Genomic DNA, 17,263 nt, shown 5'->3' on the forward strand with positions numbered 1-17,263 from the left:
CACAAAATTCGTCCGCAAGGCCAGGATGATGAATTATATTGAGTGGAATAATCTACTAGGTGACCAATTATTCAAACAGAAGCGCAAGGAACAGGAAGTCTTTTTGTTCCTGACCAAAGAACAGGTTATTGAAGCGGGCTGGCAGGCGGCCGAAGCTCCAGGAGCCTTCGATCCCGACGAGGAGGCTGGCGAATGCCTGGACGATGCTTACATCTGGCGCAATTTCCTGGGCTGCGTCAAAGCAGGGCCCGCTGGTGCTGGCGGCAACAGTACGCCTTTGCTGGACAGGACTTACAAGTGCTTTACCCGTTGGCTGGCACTGCGGCCAGCCGGCAAGTCACTGGGTGAACGGATACTCCGGCAAAATGGGGAGGAGATCCTGGTACGCCACCCCTTGCACCTAGCGTACCTGCTGTTGTTCACAATGCCATTCGGCTCGGGCGGGGCCGCGATGACCAGCCGGGGGTATTACGATTCCCTCAACAACTGGCTGCACGACAATAATCTGCTTCCCTCTGGGGGGCGAGTGGACAAAATTGCCCTCAGGGAAATTGGCGGAGAAGGCGGTTGGCAGCGGATGTGGCAATCGGTCGGCGAATGGAGCACGGTCACGTGCGGGGGCGCCCTGGGGGCAGTGCGGAATCGGGCCAACGCTTGGCCCGCGTGGCCTTACGTGGGTTGGCCCCTTGCCCAGTGCCTGCTTCCGCCGCGGGCGCTGCAGCAGCTCAAGCAATTCTTCGTCAAGAATAACCTGGTTCCGGGTATACCCTGCCCACCCGCCAGGATGCGTCAGTTGCTGCTGCATACCAGCGGTGAAGAGCTAAGCCTGCCCCAGCTCACCCGGACCAGCTTAGCCCATGCGGAAAGCGAGTTGGGTAACAGCATTGTGGAAATGGTACTGGGAATGCTGCGCACCTGGAATGGCAGCACCAACTACTCGCGGCGCACCAGCTACCCGGGCGAAGACGGGCATCCGAGAAGCGGCAAGGAGCAGGAAATGGGTGAAACGATGGCCCGCCTGATGCCCTTTGTGCAACTGGACCCGGCCAACGAGCGGGTAATATGGTACCACCGGGTACGGATTCAGATCCCGCTGCCGGATGATTTCACGCTGCATGGATCAGGATACGAACCCACCCCATGCCCCACTGCCACCCCGGAATGGTCGGCGCCAGTCCGCAACCTGGGAATCGGGTTCAGCCCCAAAGTGCTGTATGATCCGGTGAACAGGTGGCGGGCGGTGTACCGTCCAACCGACACGCAGCTTTTCGTTGCGGCCAGCCGCTATGGACTGCCCCACTGGGCCCCTGTGGAGGAATTGGAACAGGGCGTGGAAATGCTTTTACTGTGCCGCGAGGGTGAGATCGGGGGGCACGTCCGGGCCTGGGGCCAGGCATTTGGGGCCAGGGGCTCATTCCTGGAGCTGAAAGACTACGATGGAATTCCAGAAGGGCACTGCCTATTCCGCCTTAAGAACCCGGTCAACGCATGCCCAGGGGTTGGGGAACTGGTGCTGGCAACGGGAGCCCGGCTGGTGGCAGAGGGCGGCATGCGCTGGGCCGCCCGCACCTATTTACAGGCGTTGCCACCGGGTTTCCGGCTGATCAACGCGGCAGGCGAGCATTCCGTGTGCATGCGGCTGGCAGAAGGACAGGTGCTGACCCTGGAGCGGGACTCCTCCGAGCCCAACAAGTGGTACTTGCCGCGCGAAGCGGCCGGTGCGGGAAGCTTCACTGTGTTCGTTGCCGGCCTGGAATTGGCAACTGACGGATACAGGTATGAGCTGGCTCAGCCCGTAACCTCCCCTGCCGTCAACGGCATAAAAAAGGGCCCCTACAACGACGATCTGACCGGGCAGGCGCCTGACATGGCCGGGACAGGAATGGTCGTTTTTTACAACGGCTATCAATTAGAAGAGGCCTGCTTGCCCGTCAAAAACCCGGCAGCACTTTGGTCCCCACCCCACAACTGGCATAACTCCGCTGCCTCCTCCCCGCTCGAGAAGATAAGAAATCACATGATGGTGTACAGCCCGATCTTCAACCCGGTGGTGGGCAACCACTGGCACGGGACCGGCGAATCTGGCAAAGGCCACGATGAACTGCTGCATCTGCTGACCACCAAGGGAAAGCTGACGCTGGCGGAGTTCTCGGCTGCCTATGACAGCCTGTGGTCAACCCGGCACCGGAGTGACCAGGACCACGGCTTGCCGACCACGGTACAGAAACGCGGTGTCATGCGGTTGTACTCCCACATGGGGTTTGGCGATTACGGCTACCGGAAGGACTCCGAGCAAATCACCGCGTTGGCACCTACCTTGCTGGCGTTACCCACCAGAACTGCGTCGGTAAGACGCATGCTGCTTACGGGGGGGCGTACCCCTGCCTTGCTGGGGCTGGTGAGGGAGTATATCCGGTGCTCTGCACCCGAGATAGAGCTGCTTATAACGGGGCCGGACGCAAGCAACCGCACACTTATTCTTCCTGACACCATTGTGCTGCAGACCGCAGCGCACAATGAGGAAGCTGCAAAAAACAAGTTTGGCGCCCTGGCGCAGGCGTGTGGCATCCGCTACATCGGATACGAAGCCCACGTGCCGGTGGAGCTGGTCCTGTTTGCCGGGAGCCTGCGCCAGTACGCCGAAAAACTGTCACCCAATCCCCACGTTGCGCGGGATGGGTGGCGCAAAAAAGTATTTGTGCCCTCTGCTTTGAAATGGCAGGACGTTGCGGACGATGAATCCTTCAAGCAGGGTAAGCACCTGATGGAATACACGCTGAGTGACTTTGAGCGGCGTTATGTATGGTGGGACGATGGCTGCCCGCACCAGGTGGACAAGAACTGGGGGCGGTACCTGGCATTATACGAGGCGCAGGAACGGGTTATCATTCAGGACCACGAAATGATAGCCGTGCCGGCAGCAGCCCCATTGCCAGAATTGCTGGCCCGGGCGCTGGTTCTGCTCAGCGGTCACGCGCCAACCACGGACCAGCTTCCTTGCAAGAACGGTCTGCGGCGCTTCAACGTGTACCGCCAGCCCGGCGCAGGTCTGCTGATTCACTTACTAACCCAAAACCTGGGACAAGCTTAGGCACTCCCTTATTTCACTCTCTCCCGTGCAAGATCCTATTGGTGCATTCGATACAATACGTGATAATTTTATCCGCTACGTGGAAACTGCCTTCCGCACGCGTTTTGATGATGTGGAAACGCGCCGGCACGCCCTGCTGCACCACGACCGGGTGCTGTACCGCCAGCCGTGGGTAGAACCACTGCCGGAATACCAGGGCAGTGGCCGGCAGGTGGAGCAGCAGGTGGGCGAAACCCTGCCTGGGCTGGAGGCGGCTGATTTGCCTGGCTTTGCCGGACGGGCGGCTGAGCTGAAGCTTTTCAAAGGCCTGGTGAGAGCCGGTCTGGTGGATGCCCCGGACCGGGAGCTCTACGTCCACCAGGTGGAGATGCTGAAAACCGCCTTGCAGCATAAGCACTGCGTGATCACGTCGGGCACGGGGTCCGGGAAAACTGAATCCTTCCTTCTGCCCCTCTTCGCCCAGTTGGCGAAGGAAGCCGGTCAATGGCCGGCGCCTGGTGCCATGCCGGATTCCGCCAAAGGATGGTGGCAACGGAAAGGGGCTCCCGGGCGGCTGACGGATGGCCAGACCGTCGACAAAGCTGCCGCGGCCGGCACGGGCTTGCGGCCGGGCGCGCAGCAAAGGGGGCACGAGACGCGGGTGGCCGCCGTCCGGGCACTCATTCTGTACCCGATGAATGCATTGGTTGAGGACCAGATGACCCGGCTGCGGCGGGCGTTGGATTCCGACGAAGTCCGGACATTCCTGGACAGGCACGCCAACGGGAACCGCATCCACTTCGGCCGTTATACCGGTGCCAGTCCGGTTGCGGGAGAACTGCTGCGCCAAGAGGATGGCCAGCAGGTGATCAACCAGTGGAAACTGGAAGAGTTGCGCAAGGAGTTGCGGGCAATCGGTGACAACGCCGCAAAAATTCAGCAGTATATCACTGACAAGGGCCTCAACGATCCTAAGGATGCCAAAAAGCGCGCCAAGGCCAAAGAGCTGACCGCTTATTTTCCCCAGGCGGACGGCTCGGAGATGCGCTCGCGTTTCGACATGCAAGAGTCCCCGCCGGACATTCTGATCACCAACTACTCAATGCTCAGCATCATGCTGATGCGGGAACTGGACTCTCCCGTGTTCGACAAGACCAAGGCATGGCTTCGTGGCGAGGATCTGGGTCAGCTGACGGAAACGGAACGCCTGGAGGCTCGGAAAGAGCGGATTTTTCACCTCATTGTGGACGAGCTCCACCTCTACCGTGGCACTGCAGGCACGGAAGTGTCATACCTGTTACGGCTGGTTCTGGACCGTCTCGGACTGACGCCAACGCACCCGCAGCTGCGGATTCTGGCCAGCAGCGCGTCGCTGGAAACCAGTGAAGAAGAAAAAGAAAAGGAAAGCCGCGGCTTCCTGCATGACTTTTTCGGATTTGCGGATGATGCTCCTGCTGATACCTTCACAATAATAGAGGGTAAGGAAATCACCGTTACCTCCCCGCAAGCCGACGGTGGCTTGCTGCCAGCTTCAACATTTGCCGACTTGTCAGCGGCGTTCGGAAGTGGTGAAAACGGGGGATTGAGCGAACCGGCACTGGCAGCGGCGGCTCACGGGCTGAACACGGGATGCGGGCGTTCCGGTGGTGGCCAAAGCGGACTGGCAGAACTGGCCAGTGTCCTTTTCAGCGAAGAGCTGCAGTTACGGGAGCGCTTATACGCAGCCTGCCACGTGCTTGAGCCTACGGGGAAAAAAGCAAAGCTGCGGGCGGTCCCGACCCTGCCCGCAGACACGGATGTCCTTCCAGCCGGGTTTGCCTATTTTGGCCACTCCCTGTTTGGCCCCTTGACCGACCCGGCGCGGCTCAGGCAGGCCGTCCGGGGACTTTTCATCGCGCGTGGCCTGCTTGACCTTCCAGCCTGTGCCGGACTGGAGAAAGCCGCTCGCGATAAGGGACGGGCTTTGCCCCGCTTCCGCTTTCACTTTTTCTTCCGGAATATAGAAGGGCTATGGGCGGCTTTGCCTGAGGCACCCCGGCCAGGTCAGCCGGCAAATGCAGCCGGCCTAGTGCGCCCGGTGCTGGGCAAGCTCCTCTCCCAATCCGACCTGAGGACCCCCGATGGGCAGCATATAGTTGAAGCACTGTATTGTGATAATTGCGGCACCGTGTTCTACGGCGGCAGCCGGTTGGACCTGCAAGGGATAAGCGATGAACTGAACTTCCAGATGCTCACCGTGAGTCCGGAAATTGAGGGCATTCCGGAAAAAGTTGCCGAAACCCTCGTGGAGCGCCGCAACTACCGCGAGTACGCCGTGTTCTGGCCCGGGACCGGCCAGCAGTTCACTCCCCACGAACGGGCCAATGGCCAAGCGTGGGGGGCCACCGAGGCGCTGTACCGGTGGACCCAACCCGGGGTGGGGGAAAACCGGCCCAACAACCAGGCACGTTGGGTGGAGGCAGCCATTGACAGCCGCTCGGGCAACGTGCGGCTTGGGCCAGCTGGGGAGATACCAGTGGATGCCGGCTCCGACTGGATCACCGGCCGGCTGTTCACCGTGGCCGCTGCCCAGGGAGAGGAGCTTGACGTCAGCCAAGTAAGGGCCATGCCCGCCGTATGCCCCGCCTGTGGGGTCTGTCACGAGATTACGGGGCCCGCCCACCAGCCGGTTGGCCGGCGCAAAACGAGTTCCGTGCGGGGGTTCCGGACGGGTTTTGCGCAAACCAGCCAGACCTTCGCAAAGGAACTGATGATGCAGCTTCCCGGTGACGTGGAGGGAGCCCGCAAGCTGGTGGTATTTTCCGATAGCCGGGAGGATGCTGCGCAGGTCGCCAATGGCATTGAGCGCAACCATTACAGCGATTTGTTGCGGGAACTGCTGGCCGACCACTTGTTGCACCGGGTGGCTTCAAGCAAACGGGTGCTGTCAGTGCTTGAACGCCAGCCAGCGCCGGCCGCCTCAGAGCTCAAGAAGCTGGAAACCCTTGAACCGGATTTATATGCCAGCCTGACCTGGTGGCTGGAACAGGCCGCTTACACGGGAAGCAATGCGCAGGGCAAGGCCCAGGCCGAGGAATTCCGCCGGAAACTGGCCAAAGTACGCAAGTCCCGTATTTCAATGCGGGACTTGACCGACAATCTGAACGCCGGGGGAGGCGAACTGGTAAGAAGGCTTTTGTCTTTGGGCGTGAATCCCGGCGGAAACGACCGGCGCATGCAGGAATTGCCCCCGGAGGAAGGAGGCAAAGAATGGTTCAGGGCAGTGAATTTCGAGCACTCCCCGGAGTGGAAAGGCGACTATCCCTTGTTTCAGACCCTTATCCGCAACGAGCTGACGGGCAATCTGGCCGGCTTGCTCTTCCGGCGGCTGTTCTACGCGCTTGAGGCCGCCGGCCTGGGCATCGTGCGGGTACTGGCGGGTGAAGGAGGAGCCACCAGGCTCGTAGAGACTTTGCAAAATCAGCTACCCATCCCGTTAAGGCCTCACACCGACGACCTGCTGAGTGCAGTGGTACGCATTTTGGGCGACAAGTACCGTTACGAACCGGGCGGCTTTCCCAAAGATCAGCCCTTGGCCTCAGGCAATGATTTCCCCCGGCCGGTGCGGGAGTATATCCACCGGGTAGTGGAACGGCTGGCGCCTGGGTCGGATGTTCCCCAGATACTGGAAAACATCCGCCAGTGCCTGCTGAGTACGGGAAATGAGGTACTGGATGATTCTGGCAACGTTCGGGTTGCCGAACTCTGGCTCGAGGCCGTTACGGAGGATAGCCCGGCCTGGGTATGCCGCAACTGCCAACGGCCGCACCTTCACCCTGCCGCCGGCACATGCACGGCCTGCCGCCAGCCCCTGCCTACCGGAACCACGGTGCGTTGCCATGATCTATGGGACCGGAATTACCTGGCTTATCATGCGGCTTTGCACCCGCGGCCTTCGATCCGGCTGCACTGCGAAGAGCTGACGGGGCAGACGGATGACCAGTTTGAGCGGCAGCGCCACTTCCGCGACGTTATCTTAAAAGACGAGGGCCCAGCGCATATCCGCACCATCGACCTGCTGAGCGTAACCACCACCCTGGAAGTGGGAGTGGACATCGGGGCTTTGCAAGCCGTAATGCTGGCCAACATGCCGCCGCAGCGCTTCAATTACCAGCAGCGCGTGGGCCGTGCGGGCCGGCGGGGGCAGGCCTACTCCGTGGCATTCACGTTTTGCCGGGGCCGCAGCCACGACGAATTTTATTTCTCCAATCCCCACAAGATTACCGGCGATGATGCTCCCACTCCTTTCCTGGCCATGGACCAGCCCCGTATCCTGCGGCGCGTACTGGCAAAGGCCGTGCTGCGCGAAGCTTTCCGGGACAGTGGAGCGGAGCGGGGCGGGGTGCATGGCGAATTTGGCGGGTCAGATAACTGGCATGCCCTCCGGACTGGGGTAACGGACTGGCTCACCACCAGCCACACCCGCGTCAACGAGCTGCTGGACCTGCTGATGGCTAATCCGGACCCGGTTTTGCGGGCCGGACTGCTGGCCTGGGTGACTGGCAACGGCCCGGGCAGCCTGGTGCAGCAGATGGACGTTGCGCTCGATGGAGACTCGCTGCTGGCGGATAACCTGTCCGAAACACTGGCTCAGAGCGGCATCCTTCCCATGTTCGGGATGCCTACCACCGTTCGCAACCTGTATCTGGGATTCAAGCAAGCCGGACACGGCCGCTGGGCATCGCCGCTCATCGACCGGCCATTGGACTTGGCGATTTATGAATTTGCCCCCGGTGCGCAGAAAATGAAGGACAAAGTGGTGCACATGGCGGTAGGATTCACATCCGAGGTGGAGGAGACGCGGCAACCCAACGGGGGGCGCACCCTGTCCAACCGGGTAGGTCCCGGCGGTGGGGCGGTTGCCAACCGGAAGTGGATGCTGCACTGTCCGGAGTGCTTCTTCTGCAAAACATACCCGGCCACGGTTCCCCCGCCGGCCGAATGCCCGGAATGCCACACTGATCTGACTCCTGCAGACCCGGAAGCCGGACCCTTCCACGTATTTGCAATCGGTTCACCACGCGCTTTCCGCACAGCTTATACTGGTGGCAAGGATGACCGCGAGCCGATTGATTCATTTGCGCAGCGGCCTCCCTTACTAGCCGAACAAAGGGAACATAACAAACCAGAGCAGAAAGTGCGCAACAACGCCCTGTTGTCACTAGCCGACGCCGACACCGTCTGGCGCCTGAACAAGGGGCCACGGGATATGCTGTTCCGCGGCAGGGTTTACGCTGGCGGCATCAATGTAAGGCCCACCAATCAGGAACTGCGCTTCACGGAGCAGTGGCTGATGACCCCGAACAACCTGTGGGCCCCAGCCACCAACGCCGGCTATAACATCAATTACTGGGCTCACGGTGCGGAAGAACGGCTGGCACTGGCAGCCAACAAAAAAACCGAGATTCTGCGCTTGCAGCCTTCCACAGTGCCACTGGTGCTCAACCTGGCCCTGGACCAGCGGCGCCGTGACTGGGCGTCGCAAGGGCAAGCCCATGGCCTGAAAGCAGCTTACTACTCCGCCGCCTTCCTCTTGCAGAGGGTGATGGCTGACCGCCTTGATGTGGAACCGGCCGAAATTGAAATCGCTGGTATATCCCAGATACCTGTTGAGGATGACCACTACGAGCGTTTTGCCGGGCAGATTGTGCTTTGCGATGCGCTGGCCAACGGCTCTGGCTTTGTGCGTCAACTGTACCGGGAACTGGGCCCAACCGGGGGAGCAGGCTTACTGGATGACATCCTGGCTCCTGCTGATGCGGAAAGCTACATCGGCAACATTCACCTCGGGCTGGACGGCAATGGGTCAACCCACCCGGACCGGTGCAAAAGCGCGTGCTACGATTGCCTGAAGGGGTACCGGAACATGAGCTACCACGCCTTGCTGGATTGGCGTCTGGGCATGGCCCTGCTTCGCGTGATGAACGATGCGGGCTATGTGGCGGGGGCAGACGGAAACTTTGGTTTTGTGGAACTCCGCGACTGGCCCGCCCTAGCCAAAGATTGGCTGGATTCATTCAATGCCGGGTTTGGCGCCGACGGCCAGCCTCTGGGTGAAACCAGGTTGCTTGGTTCTGGCCGGATTCCGGTTTTGAGTTGGGGACCTGCCAAAAACCGTAAAGCGGCGCTGGTTGTGCATCCCTTCTGGGATTTGTCGGCGCTGGAGGCCGACGGCTGGCTCGCGGAGGTGCTGCGGGAAGCACACAGCCTCACCACCGGGAGCGGTGCTGTCCATTACATCGACAGCTTCAACCTGTCCCGCCGGCCCGGCCGTTGTTACGAATGGCTCATGAAGGCAGCTGTGCGCCCCGCCACGACGGAAACCTCCTAGCCATGGTGTTAAGTCCAAGCCAATTCAGTCAGGTTCAGGAGTGTGGTTACCGGTTCGTGCTCAAACTGCAGGGAGCCGCGGCGCTGCCAGCCGGCAGCGCCGCGGCCTTAGGCAATGTGCTGCACCGTCTCATGCAGGAGCACGTCGGACGCCCATTCACGGATGCCGAAGCATTTGAGGAAGCCTGGCAGCGGCAGGTCGCGTATCAGGAACTGCTCCTCTCCACTAGCGTCCTCTCCGCTGCGCTGGTGCCGCTTGCGCGTACGGCCCACGGGTACGCCGTAAAAAAAGCGATTCTACGGCATAGCCTGCTTAACCCGTCACAACCCCAAGCACGGTGGTCCGCGAAGGCCGGCACTTCCAAGTCCTATCTGGGCGCGGAAGTCAAATTGGGGGGAGCCGGGCCTGTTGCTGGGCGGGCAGACCTTATCCGTGCGGCCAGTGGCGGACCTGAACTGGTGGATTACAAATCCGGCCGGTTCACGGCAGACCAACTGGACAAAGACGGCCAGGTGGTCGCTAAACCAGAATATGTCCAACAGCTTCACCTGTACGCGGCGCTCTACTACGAGGAAGCAGGCCATTGGCCAAGCCGCCTGCTGCTTGCCGGGCTCGATGGAACCGAGCTGGAAGTACCCTTCCTGCCGGCGGAGTGCCTGACCCTGCTGGCTACAGCCAGATCCATGGCGACGGCGCTTGAGGCGGCTGCGCGGACCGGGGACGGTGCGCAGCTCGCCCGGCCCGCGCCGGCAGTATGCCGAAGGTGCGCGTACCGGCCCCATTGCACCCCGTATCTGGCGCTGGTTGCGGCCGAGGGTGGGTGCTTGGGCTCCGACGTGTCGGGAGTGATCTCCGCCATTGTCCACCGGGGCAACCGGCTGGTGCTTACCCTCTCAACCGGAACCGGCTCGATCAGCGTGCAAGCCATAGGCGCTACTGCCGGCCGCTTACACCAGGACGCGGCCATGGTAATGGGCGCTAAAATCATCATTTTTGGAGTGCATCCAACCCCGGTAAACCGTACTTTTACTGCCGAGCCAACAGCAGCGGTGGCTCACCTTTAAAGTATTTGACAATAAACTAGCTATCTACCTTGGCATCTATTCCCCTGCCTGGCAAAAAGCGGAAGGCCCCCGTTTCCATCCCCGTGCTCTCCTTCTTCACTGGGGGCGGTCTGATGGACATGGGCTTCGAACAGGCAGGCTTTCAGGTAGTCTGGACCAACGAGATGGATCCCGAGTTTGTGCGCCTTTATGAAGCCGGCATGACTGCCTGGCGGCGGGCGGCAGATCCGCAGGCCAAAGAGGCAAAAATCACCGCACCGGGCCGCCTGATGGAAGCCGGCGAGCCGACGGAAGTGCTTCAGCAGGCTTTTGGCAGTGCGCCTCCCCCCCTGTTCGGCATGATTGGCGGGCCGCCGTGCCAGGATTTCAGCATTGCGGGCCTACAGGCCGGATTTGCGGGTACCCGGGGCAGCGTCACCCACGAGTACTGCTTATATGTACACTACATGCGCCCGGCCTTTTTTGTCATGGAAAATGTGACCGGGCTGCTGAGAACCAAGCACCGGCAAGGGTTTGAGGATTTGCTGGAATTCCTTGGCCGGGATTATGTCACTGATTTCTCTTTGCTCAACTCCCTGGACTACGGTGTCCCCCAGAACCGAGAGCGGTTGTTCCTGATCGGTTTGCGCCGGGACCTCCTTAAACCAACAATTGCCCCTGAAACATTCCAGATGGGTTGGGCCAACTGGGTTGTTGAGCAGACGCATGCCGGAGTGAAAGGCAAATACAAATGGCCTACCGTGGTCAGCAAAGGAAAAGAGCCCAAGCCCCCAAGAACGGCCAAACAGCTGAGGTTATGCGTCGAAAGATGCTTGGTGCCGGAAGAACTGGAATCATCCACTCCCAACGCAACCGACCGGTTCAACTTATATTCCGACAAACCCGCCAATACGCCTGAAGGGATGGTATCGAACCGGTCGTTCAAACGGCTTCACCGCTACCGGTTCAGCCCCACGGCCTGCTACGGGAACAACGAGGTGCACCTGCATCCGTGGCGGAACGAGCGGCTATCGGTGCGGGAAGTGCTGCGCATTCAAGGCGTGGAAGACAGCTATGTACTGCCCCCTGGACAGCCCTTGAGCGCAAAGTTCAAGATGATTGGTAATGGGGTACCCGTCCCCTTGGCCTACGGCATCGCACGTACAGTCTCCCGGTTGCTGCAGGCGTATTGCACCCTGCCCGCCGGGGCCGCAGTTGCCCCCGCCCCCACAAGGCCCCGGCGCAGGCGGGCCGCTGAGCCACTCCTGGCGCAGGCCCCGGTCCTGTTCTGACCTCCCGCTGCCACAAAATGTGGTTACTTTACGCAATGCTGAACGCCATCCTTTACCAACCGCATTGCCCACCCCAGGCAGTCCCCGCCGGCGGATTGGCGCTGCCTGACCAGACAACCGGTTACGCATCCGTTACTGATCAGGTAGCTGCTTTGCTGGACTGCAGGCCGGGCATGGTGGACGTGCTGGCTTGCGGACCCGCTTACGTAGTATATACGGTGTTTGACTGCGAAGGACCGGTGAACGAAGTGGCCATGGCGGCAGTGGCAGCAGTATCCGGAGTGAATTTCGAGATGAGCGACGAGCACTCCATTCTCTGTGGCCCAGTGCTTGTCGTGTGCTGAGGTGGCTGTCCACTTTGCTTCGCACTGAAAGTCATTCCTCCACTCTGGAGGCCCCCGTTGATGGAGGTGAATACCCCAGAGCACGGCGTAAGGCTCCTGTTGCAATGCCCCGAAGCTTGTCGCGTAATCCTGAAAAGGCCCCCAACACGTCCACCCCGAACGCTGACGTCAGTAACAGGGCCAGTTTCACCCATCCATTCTCAGGGTAGCGCACAGTGGCAACACCCAAGCTCACTACCAGCGCAAGTACCGGCACCGTGACCACAAATGCCGCGATGCGGCGCGTGCGGAGCAGAAAGCGCTCCGTGAATTGCTCCGCCGCAAAAAACTGCTCGGGGTTCAGCATCCCCTTGCTGTTGAAAGCCAACTCCAGGGCCTTCAGTGAGATCAGGTTGAGAAACGGTGAGGTGAAAAACGGGAATGGCTGCCGCCACAAAAACTTGAACATCTTGTTCAGGCGCGTCTCGTCAGGAACCTGTTCGCCGGTAAGCACCTGGTAAACCAGGGACACCTGGTGGTAGTCTTCGCGATTGTTGAGGTTGCCCGCCAGGATGTTGCGCAACGTGGCATTCAGCTTCTGCCTCTCCTCATCGTGGGACGCACGCAAGGAAAGCAACTGGCGCACCCACTCGCTGGGCAGCGCAAATTTTTTGACCGCGCATACCAGCGAGAACACCAGGTAATCATTGTAAATCCATTCTGATTCCTTGTTCGGCTTACGCCCCTGCAGCTGCTGGTACAATTCCCGGCACGGCACCGCTTCAGCGTGGCGCACAAAGTGCAGCACATTACAGGCCAGGCTGTTGGAATCAGCCAATTGCAGCCTGGGCGGCTGCAAATCGGGCTGGTCGTAGAGGATGCCCACAAAAAAGTGGGGCATGGGGCTTTCCAGCAGCGGGGCCATGTAGGCCGATTTTGCTTCTAGAGAAACCATTTCTTATGCCGGAGCTGGCGGCTGGCCACGTCGTAATTCCACCCGGGTATGCCCCGTAAGTCCTTGAGTTGCCGGGCCAGCATGTTGGAGTAAAGCAACGTAACCGGTGAGTGTGCAGGGTAGAAGGTCCGGAACGAAAGGCGGGTGAACTTGAAGGCCTGCTGCACCACATAGGTCAGGTCCACGAAAGTGGAACTGCGGTGAATGCGCACCAGCACCGGCCGTGACGCCCCGTGACGGGAGGTTTTCATTTCACGGGGACCGAGCATCTGCACGAGGCAGGAACGCGGATCAAGCAGCACATTGTAACCCCGCCAGGGCACGTGAGCCCCTTTATATACTTTACGGTAAGTGTCAAATTCACCCCGCTCGTTCTCGTTAAACAGAACGTAGGGGTGGAATTCAGAGAAGGTGACAAAAGCGAACTTGATGTCGAACTCACGGTACTGCTCCATCAGGCTGGCCACCACGTCGGCCTCGATGTGCTTGATGGGTTTGAAAATGTGGAAGATGATGCGGATACGGTCACCCGGGCTCCAGCTGTAATTATTGGAAATCTCGTCAATGGATAGCTTCAGGTTGCGCAGCAGCTCGTCAAAGTACTCGTCGTAGGGCACGTCCTGGGTTTTGCGGTTGGAAATGTACTTCCCGTCGGCCGAGAAGAAAGTGCTGATGCCCACGATCCGGGCTTGTGTCGCCCCTGCGTACTGGTTGCTGCGCAGAATGGAGCTGCCGATGCCAATCACGAGCTCGTGGTCAACACTCGGGCCCGTGGGTACCGTCCACGGCGTCCCGCCCAGCTTGGCATACATCTGCAAGGCGATGCTGTCGATGCTGTAGGTTGGTTTCTGGGCAGTCTCGGCCCGGATGAACTGCGTGGAAATGCCGTGTGAGTACAGCAGGGACTTTACCTGGAAATAGGGATTATCCAATGGAGGTAACTGCCGGAAATTCTCGCACGTCTCGATGATGGCAATATCAAACGAGCCGTTTTCGGCGCGGAGCAGCTTGGTGATGGCAGCCAGATATTGCGGCACGGTATAATCCGTTATTTCGGCAATGCGGTATTCCATCGCCGTCAGGCCATACTTGCGCACCATGCCATTAGCGAAATAGGCATGCTGGGCGATGCCCCCCTTGAGTTGGGCCAGAAACTCTGCAAAATGGCCGGCGTTCCGCTGGTGAAACACCACCAGCACCTTGGGCGAGTTCACATCGAAAGAAGTGGAGCGGCTGTATGGTCCGAACGTGTTAAGGCCGGCCGTGGGCGTGGCGTGGATGTTGGTGCCGCTGACGTCGAAGATGAGCTTGGGTTCTTCCAGCCTAATACCGGCCTGCCCCGGCACGGCGTTATCCGTTCCGATGGTGAATACAAACGAGTCGTAATTCCGGTACGGGAGGCGGCTCAGCCATGCGCCCACCTCTTCAATCTCGCGCATCACTACATCAGGCTGCAGTCGCCGGGCCTCATCCTGCTTGATGTGGCTCACTATCTGCTCGGCCTTTCCTTCCCCAACCAGGGAGCCCAGGTAGTAAACAATATTCTCCTTTGACTTGAACAGGCTCAGGTCGGAGAGGGCGTATTCGGTAGGGCCTTGATTGGTGCCTACGGTAGCGTGGTCGCCTTCCACGGCCATTACCCGTCCAAGCAAGGTCAGCTCGGGAGCGACGACCCCATCAGAGTAGTCGGGTGAAGCGGAACTGTTGACTTCAAGGCCTATAATGTCCAGCCCTTCGTTGACCAGCTGTTCACAGGTGCGGTCAATGGTCCACTGGTAACGATGATTCACCACTGCCACAAACTGCGGATGCTCATCCGTTTCATTGTAACGCAACTGAACTTCGGTGATGCGCTTGTACGTGATGATATTTTGCAGCCGCTCCGGCAGCATGTTCAACGCCAGATCGTACTTGTCTTGTTTCGCGGGGAAGGTAAACGGGTGGAAGGCAGGCATCAGATCGGGTACCTTGTCTTTGACGGCCCGAAAGAAAATGTGGCGTACCAACGAAGCCACGACATCGGGGTTCTTGCTGATACTGAGCCGGACCACGTCACCCAAATTGGACGCAGCCTCCACGCCAGGCGAGATGTAAATGAACTCGTCGCGACGGAAAAAAGAGTGGGTCGCGTTGTGTTGCTGCCGTAGCCTATCTAATACTTCCTTTTGATAGGGGAGACGTTGGATGTGAAACTCGTCAAAATTGAATTGGAGTGGGAAGAAGTTAGATTTCATACGCAGCTGACGAGTATAACCAACTCGGGACAGACGGCAAATTGCATGATTGCCAAATGAGGATGTTAAAGCTACTCATCATGCACATAATTTTAGTAATGTTCCGAGGTATTACGCTTCACTTGTTGCCTTTATGTTATATGTACCCAAAATCTGCACGCTTATCCACATTCCTTTTCATCAACACTTAGGAACGTGTCTCTTGGTCGACCAATGGTTGGTTTCCTCCTCGAAGCAGAGTGATCTGCTCATTGCGCAGAATAAGTCGGAACATCGCTTTAGCTGGAGCTACACCCCGACTGAGGCAAATCAGTTCTCGCTGCTCAACGCGTAAAGCTCTGGCTGTATGTTCGATTCGACAATGGGTGAGCGCGCTATCGCCACGATCCTTAAGCACGACAATAAGACCACCAGTTACAAAATTGCGCTGCTCAGGGCCATCAACGACTTGGTCCTTGCTTACCCGGATTTAACGGCCAGTGAACGTGACATCGCAGTTCCCCTTCGGCGCATCGCGGAGCTCTGGATTGCCTACTATTGGCCTTTCGCGGATGAGCAGCACCCCATCTACCAAGGTGCCCGCGCGGAGCGCGCCGGCATAGAACGTAACGATTTGAGCTTTCGACCCGCGTTAAGCCAGTTACGAAAGCTATGGCAGCAAACAGTGCACTTGACCGTACTTCCGTCCGATGGATTCTTCCTCGTGTCAGATATGCGTACTCCCAGACGGCAGGCCAGCTACGATCCTAGGCTGCAAGAAGCCTATACTGCGGCGGTAGCTGCTATCTCTACTGCCGTCCAAATGCCGATTCGGTATGCCGGCCCAGAACAATGGATGGTTTTCGGCAAGCCTGCGCGATTAAACAGTTTGCCTTCCTCGGTTATGCCATTGCCCGGTTCCCATCCCAAAGAGATGTGCGTCATCGTAAACGCGGGGTTATGGGCAGCATTCCACCGCCTTTCCCTCTATATTGAGGCCTTGAGCATTCATGAATGGTGCTTGTTCACAGAAGGTGTAACACAACCAATGGGGGTTACTGCTTCGCGTGGCCACATCTACAGCCTGCTTACCGCCCGCCCGGACAACCGTCGGCCCCTTACCTGGGAACGCAACCAGGTGGATGTCCTGCTGCTGGAGCAGGTTACTTTCGTCTGCCCCTGGACCCGGAAACCCATTCGCAAACCCCAGGAGTACGACCTGGATCATTTACTGCCCCTGGCCGTGTACCCCGTCAATGAACTGTGGAACCTACTGCCAGTGGACCGGGAGTTTAACCAGCGCATTAAGCGCGACCGGGTACCCTCCAGCCAGCGGCTGCTGGAAGCAGAACCTTGGCTCGCGGCAGCCTACCGAACCTATGCTCATTCCGCTTCTTTAGCAGCAGCGGTGAAGGAGGACGCCAGCCTGCGCTTTTCGGGGATCTGGTCGCAGCCCGATTTTGCCGCTGCCCTGGCACATCAGGCCGTTGACTTCATCGACGGCGTCGCGGCCGCTCGCTATGTCACACGCTTTTAACTATTCCATGGAGTACCCAAAACTCATTCGCGATCTCATCCCCAGCATCATTGCCGCCTCGGGCCGAAACTGCGAAACCCGCATTTTAGATGGGCCGGAATATGTAGAAGCATTGCGCGAGAAGCTGGTCGAGGAAGCCTGCGAAGCCAAGGCCGCTTCAGCGACCGAGTTAGCCACTGAGTTGGCAGATGTCCTGGAAGTCATCGATGCGCTCCTTGAGGCGCATGGATTGCAGATGGAGCAGGTCCAGCAGCTGCAGGCCGCCCGGCGGAGCGAACGGGGCGGCTTCGCTAACCGGCTGCTACTTCTCCGCATTGATGATTGATAGTCTATACCTAGCAGCCATAAGCCTGATAGCGCAGGTGGGGGTACCATCCTGCCACGCTGCTTAAATCATGCCTGGAAATTTCGCCATACCCTTCCTCACTGCCCCCTTCTACCCAACTTTCCGATCCTGTTA

Annotated in this window: 8 protein-coding genes; 6 read left to right on the forward strand and 2 right to left on the reverse strand. The window is 59.2% G+C overall.

What is annotated here, in order from left to right:
• The first annotated feature begins 25 nt into the window (after positions 1-25).
• The 4 genes from LGH70_RS22375 to LGH70_RS22390 all read left to right on the forward strand — a co-directional run bounded on the left by LGH70_RS22375 (position 26) and on the right by LGH70_RS22390 (position 11,775).
• A complete protein-coding gene (locus LGH70_RS22375; protein ID WP_226190159.1) occupies positions 26-3,091 on the forward strand; it encodes a hypothetical protein in 3,066 nt (1,021 codons plus the stop codon).
• Positions 3,092-3,170: 79 nt separating this feature from the next.
• Positions 3,171-9,440 carry a DEAD/DEAH box helicase gene (locus LGH70_RS22380; RefSeq protein ID WP_226190164.1) on the forward strand — a complete coding sequence of 2,090 codons (6,270 nt, stop codon included), beginning with the start codon at positions 3,171-3,173 and terminating at the stop codon, positions 9,438-9,440.
• A 2-nt stretch (positions 9,441-9,442) separates the two neighbouring features.
• A complete protein-coding gene (locus LGH70_RS22385) occupies positions 9,443-10,504 on the forward strand; it encodes a RecB family exonuclease (RefSeq protein WP_226190167.1) in 1,062 nt (353 codons plus the stop codon).
• 29 nt (positions 10,505-10,533) lie between these two features.
• Positions 10,534-11,775: a DNA cytosine methyltransferase gene (locus LGH70_RS22390; RefSeq protein ID WP_226190169.1), complete on the forward strand. Its 1,242-nt coding sequence runs from the start codon at positions 10,534-10,536 to the stop codon at positions 11,773-11,775.
• 375 nt (positions 11,776-12,150) lie between these two features.
• On the opposite strand, the gene LGH70_RS22395 is transcribed toward LGH70_RS22390, so the two are convergent.
• Together LGH70_RS22395 and LGH70_RS23885 are read right to left on the reverse strand one after the other, a co-directional pair.
• Entirely contained in the window at positions 12,151-13,053 is a 903-nt protein-coding gene (locus LGH70_RS22395; RefSeq protein ID WP_226190175.1) for a hypothetical protein, read from the reverse strand.
• Entirely contained in the window at positions 13,041-15,104 is a 2,064-nt protein-coding gene (locus LGH70_RS23885; protein ID WP_226190177.1) for a Piwi domain-containing protein, read from the reverse strand. The genes LGH70_RS22395 and LGH70_RS23885 overlap by 13 nt, the downstream gene beginning before the upstream one ends.
• Before the next feature lie 529 nt (positions 15,105-15,633).
• On the opposite strand from LGH70_RS23885, the gene LGH70_RS22405 reads away from it, so the two are divergent.
• Together LGH70_RS22405 and LGH70_RS22410 are read left to right on the forward strand one after the other, a co-directional pair.
• Positions 15,634-16,803, forward strand: a complete 1,170-nt coding sequence (locus LGH70_RS22405; protein ID WP_226190179.1) for a DUF8808 domain-containing protein — start codon at positions 15,634-15,636, stop codon at positions 16,801-16,803.
• 7 nt (positions 16,804-16,810) lie between these two features.
• A complete protein-coding gene (locus tag LGH70_RS22410; RefSeq protein ID WP_226190182.1) occupies positions 16,811-17,128 on the forward strand; it encodes a nucleoside triphosphate pyrophosphohydrolase in 318 nt (105 codons plus the stop codon).
• The last annotated feature ends 135 nt before the right edge of the window (positions 17,129-17,263 follow it).

It is taken from the genome of Hymenobacter nitidus (assembly GCF_020447315.1).
In the GTDB taxonomy this organism is placed as follows: Bacteria; Bacteroidota; Bacteroidia; order Cytophagales; family Hymenobacteraceae; genus Hymenobacter; species Hymenobacter nitidus.

Excerpts from the sequence above, each read along its gene's own strand:
- LGH70_RS22375 (WP_226190159.1), top strand. The coding sequence starts at position 26 with ATGATGAATTATATTGAGTGGAATAATCTACTAGGTGACCAATTATTC.
- LGH70_RS22385 (WP_226190167.1), top strand. The coding sequence starts at position 9,443 with ATGGTGTTAAGTCCAAGCCAATTCAGTCAGGTTCAGGAGTGTGGTTAC.
- LGH70_RS22395 (WP_226190175.1), bottom strand. The coding sequence starts at position 13,053 with ATGGTTTCTCTAGAAGCAAAATCGGCCTACATGGCCCCGCTGCTGGAA.
- LGH70_RS22405 (WP_226190179.1), top strand. The coding sequence starts at position 15,634 with ATGTTCGATTCGACAATGGGTGAGCGCGCTATCGCCACGATCCTTAAG.
- LGH70_RS22410 (WP_226190182.1), top strand. The coding sequence starts at position 16,811 with ATGGAGTACCCAAAACTCATTCGCGATCTCATCCCCAGCATCATTGCC.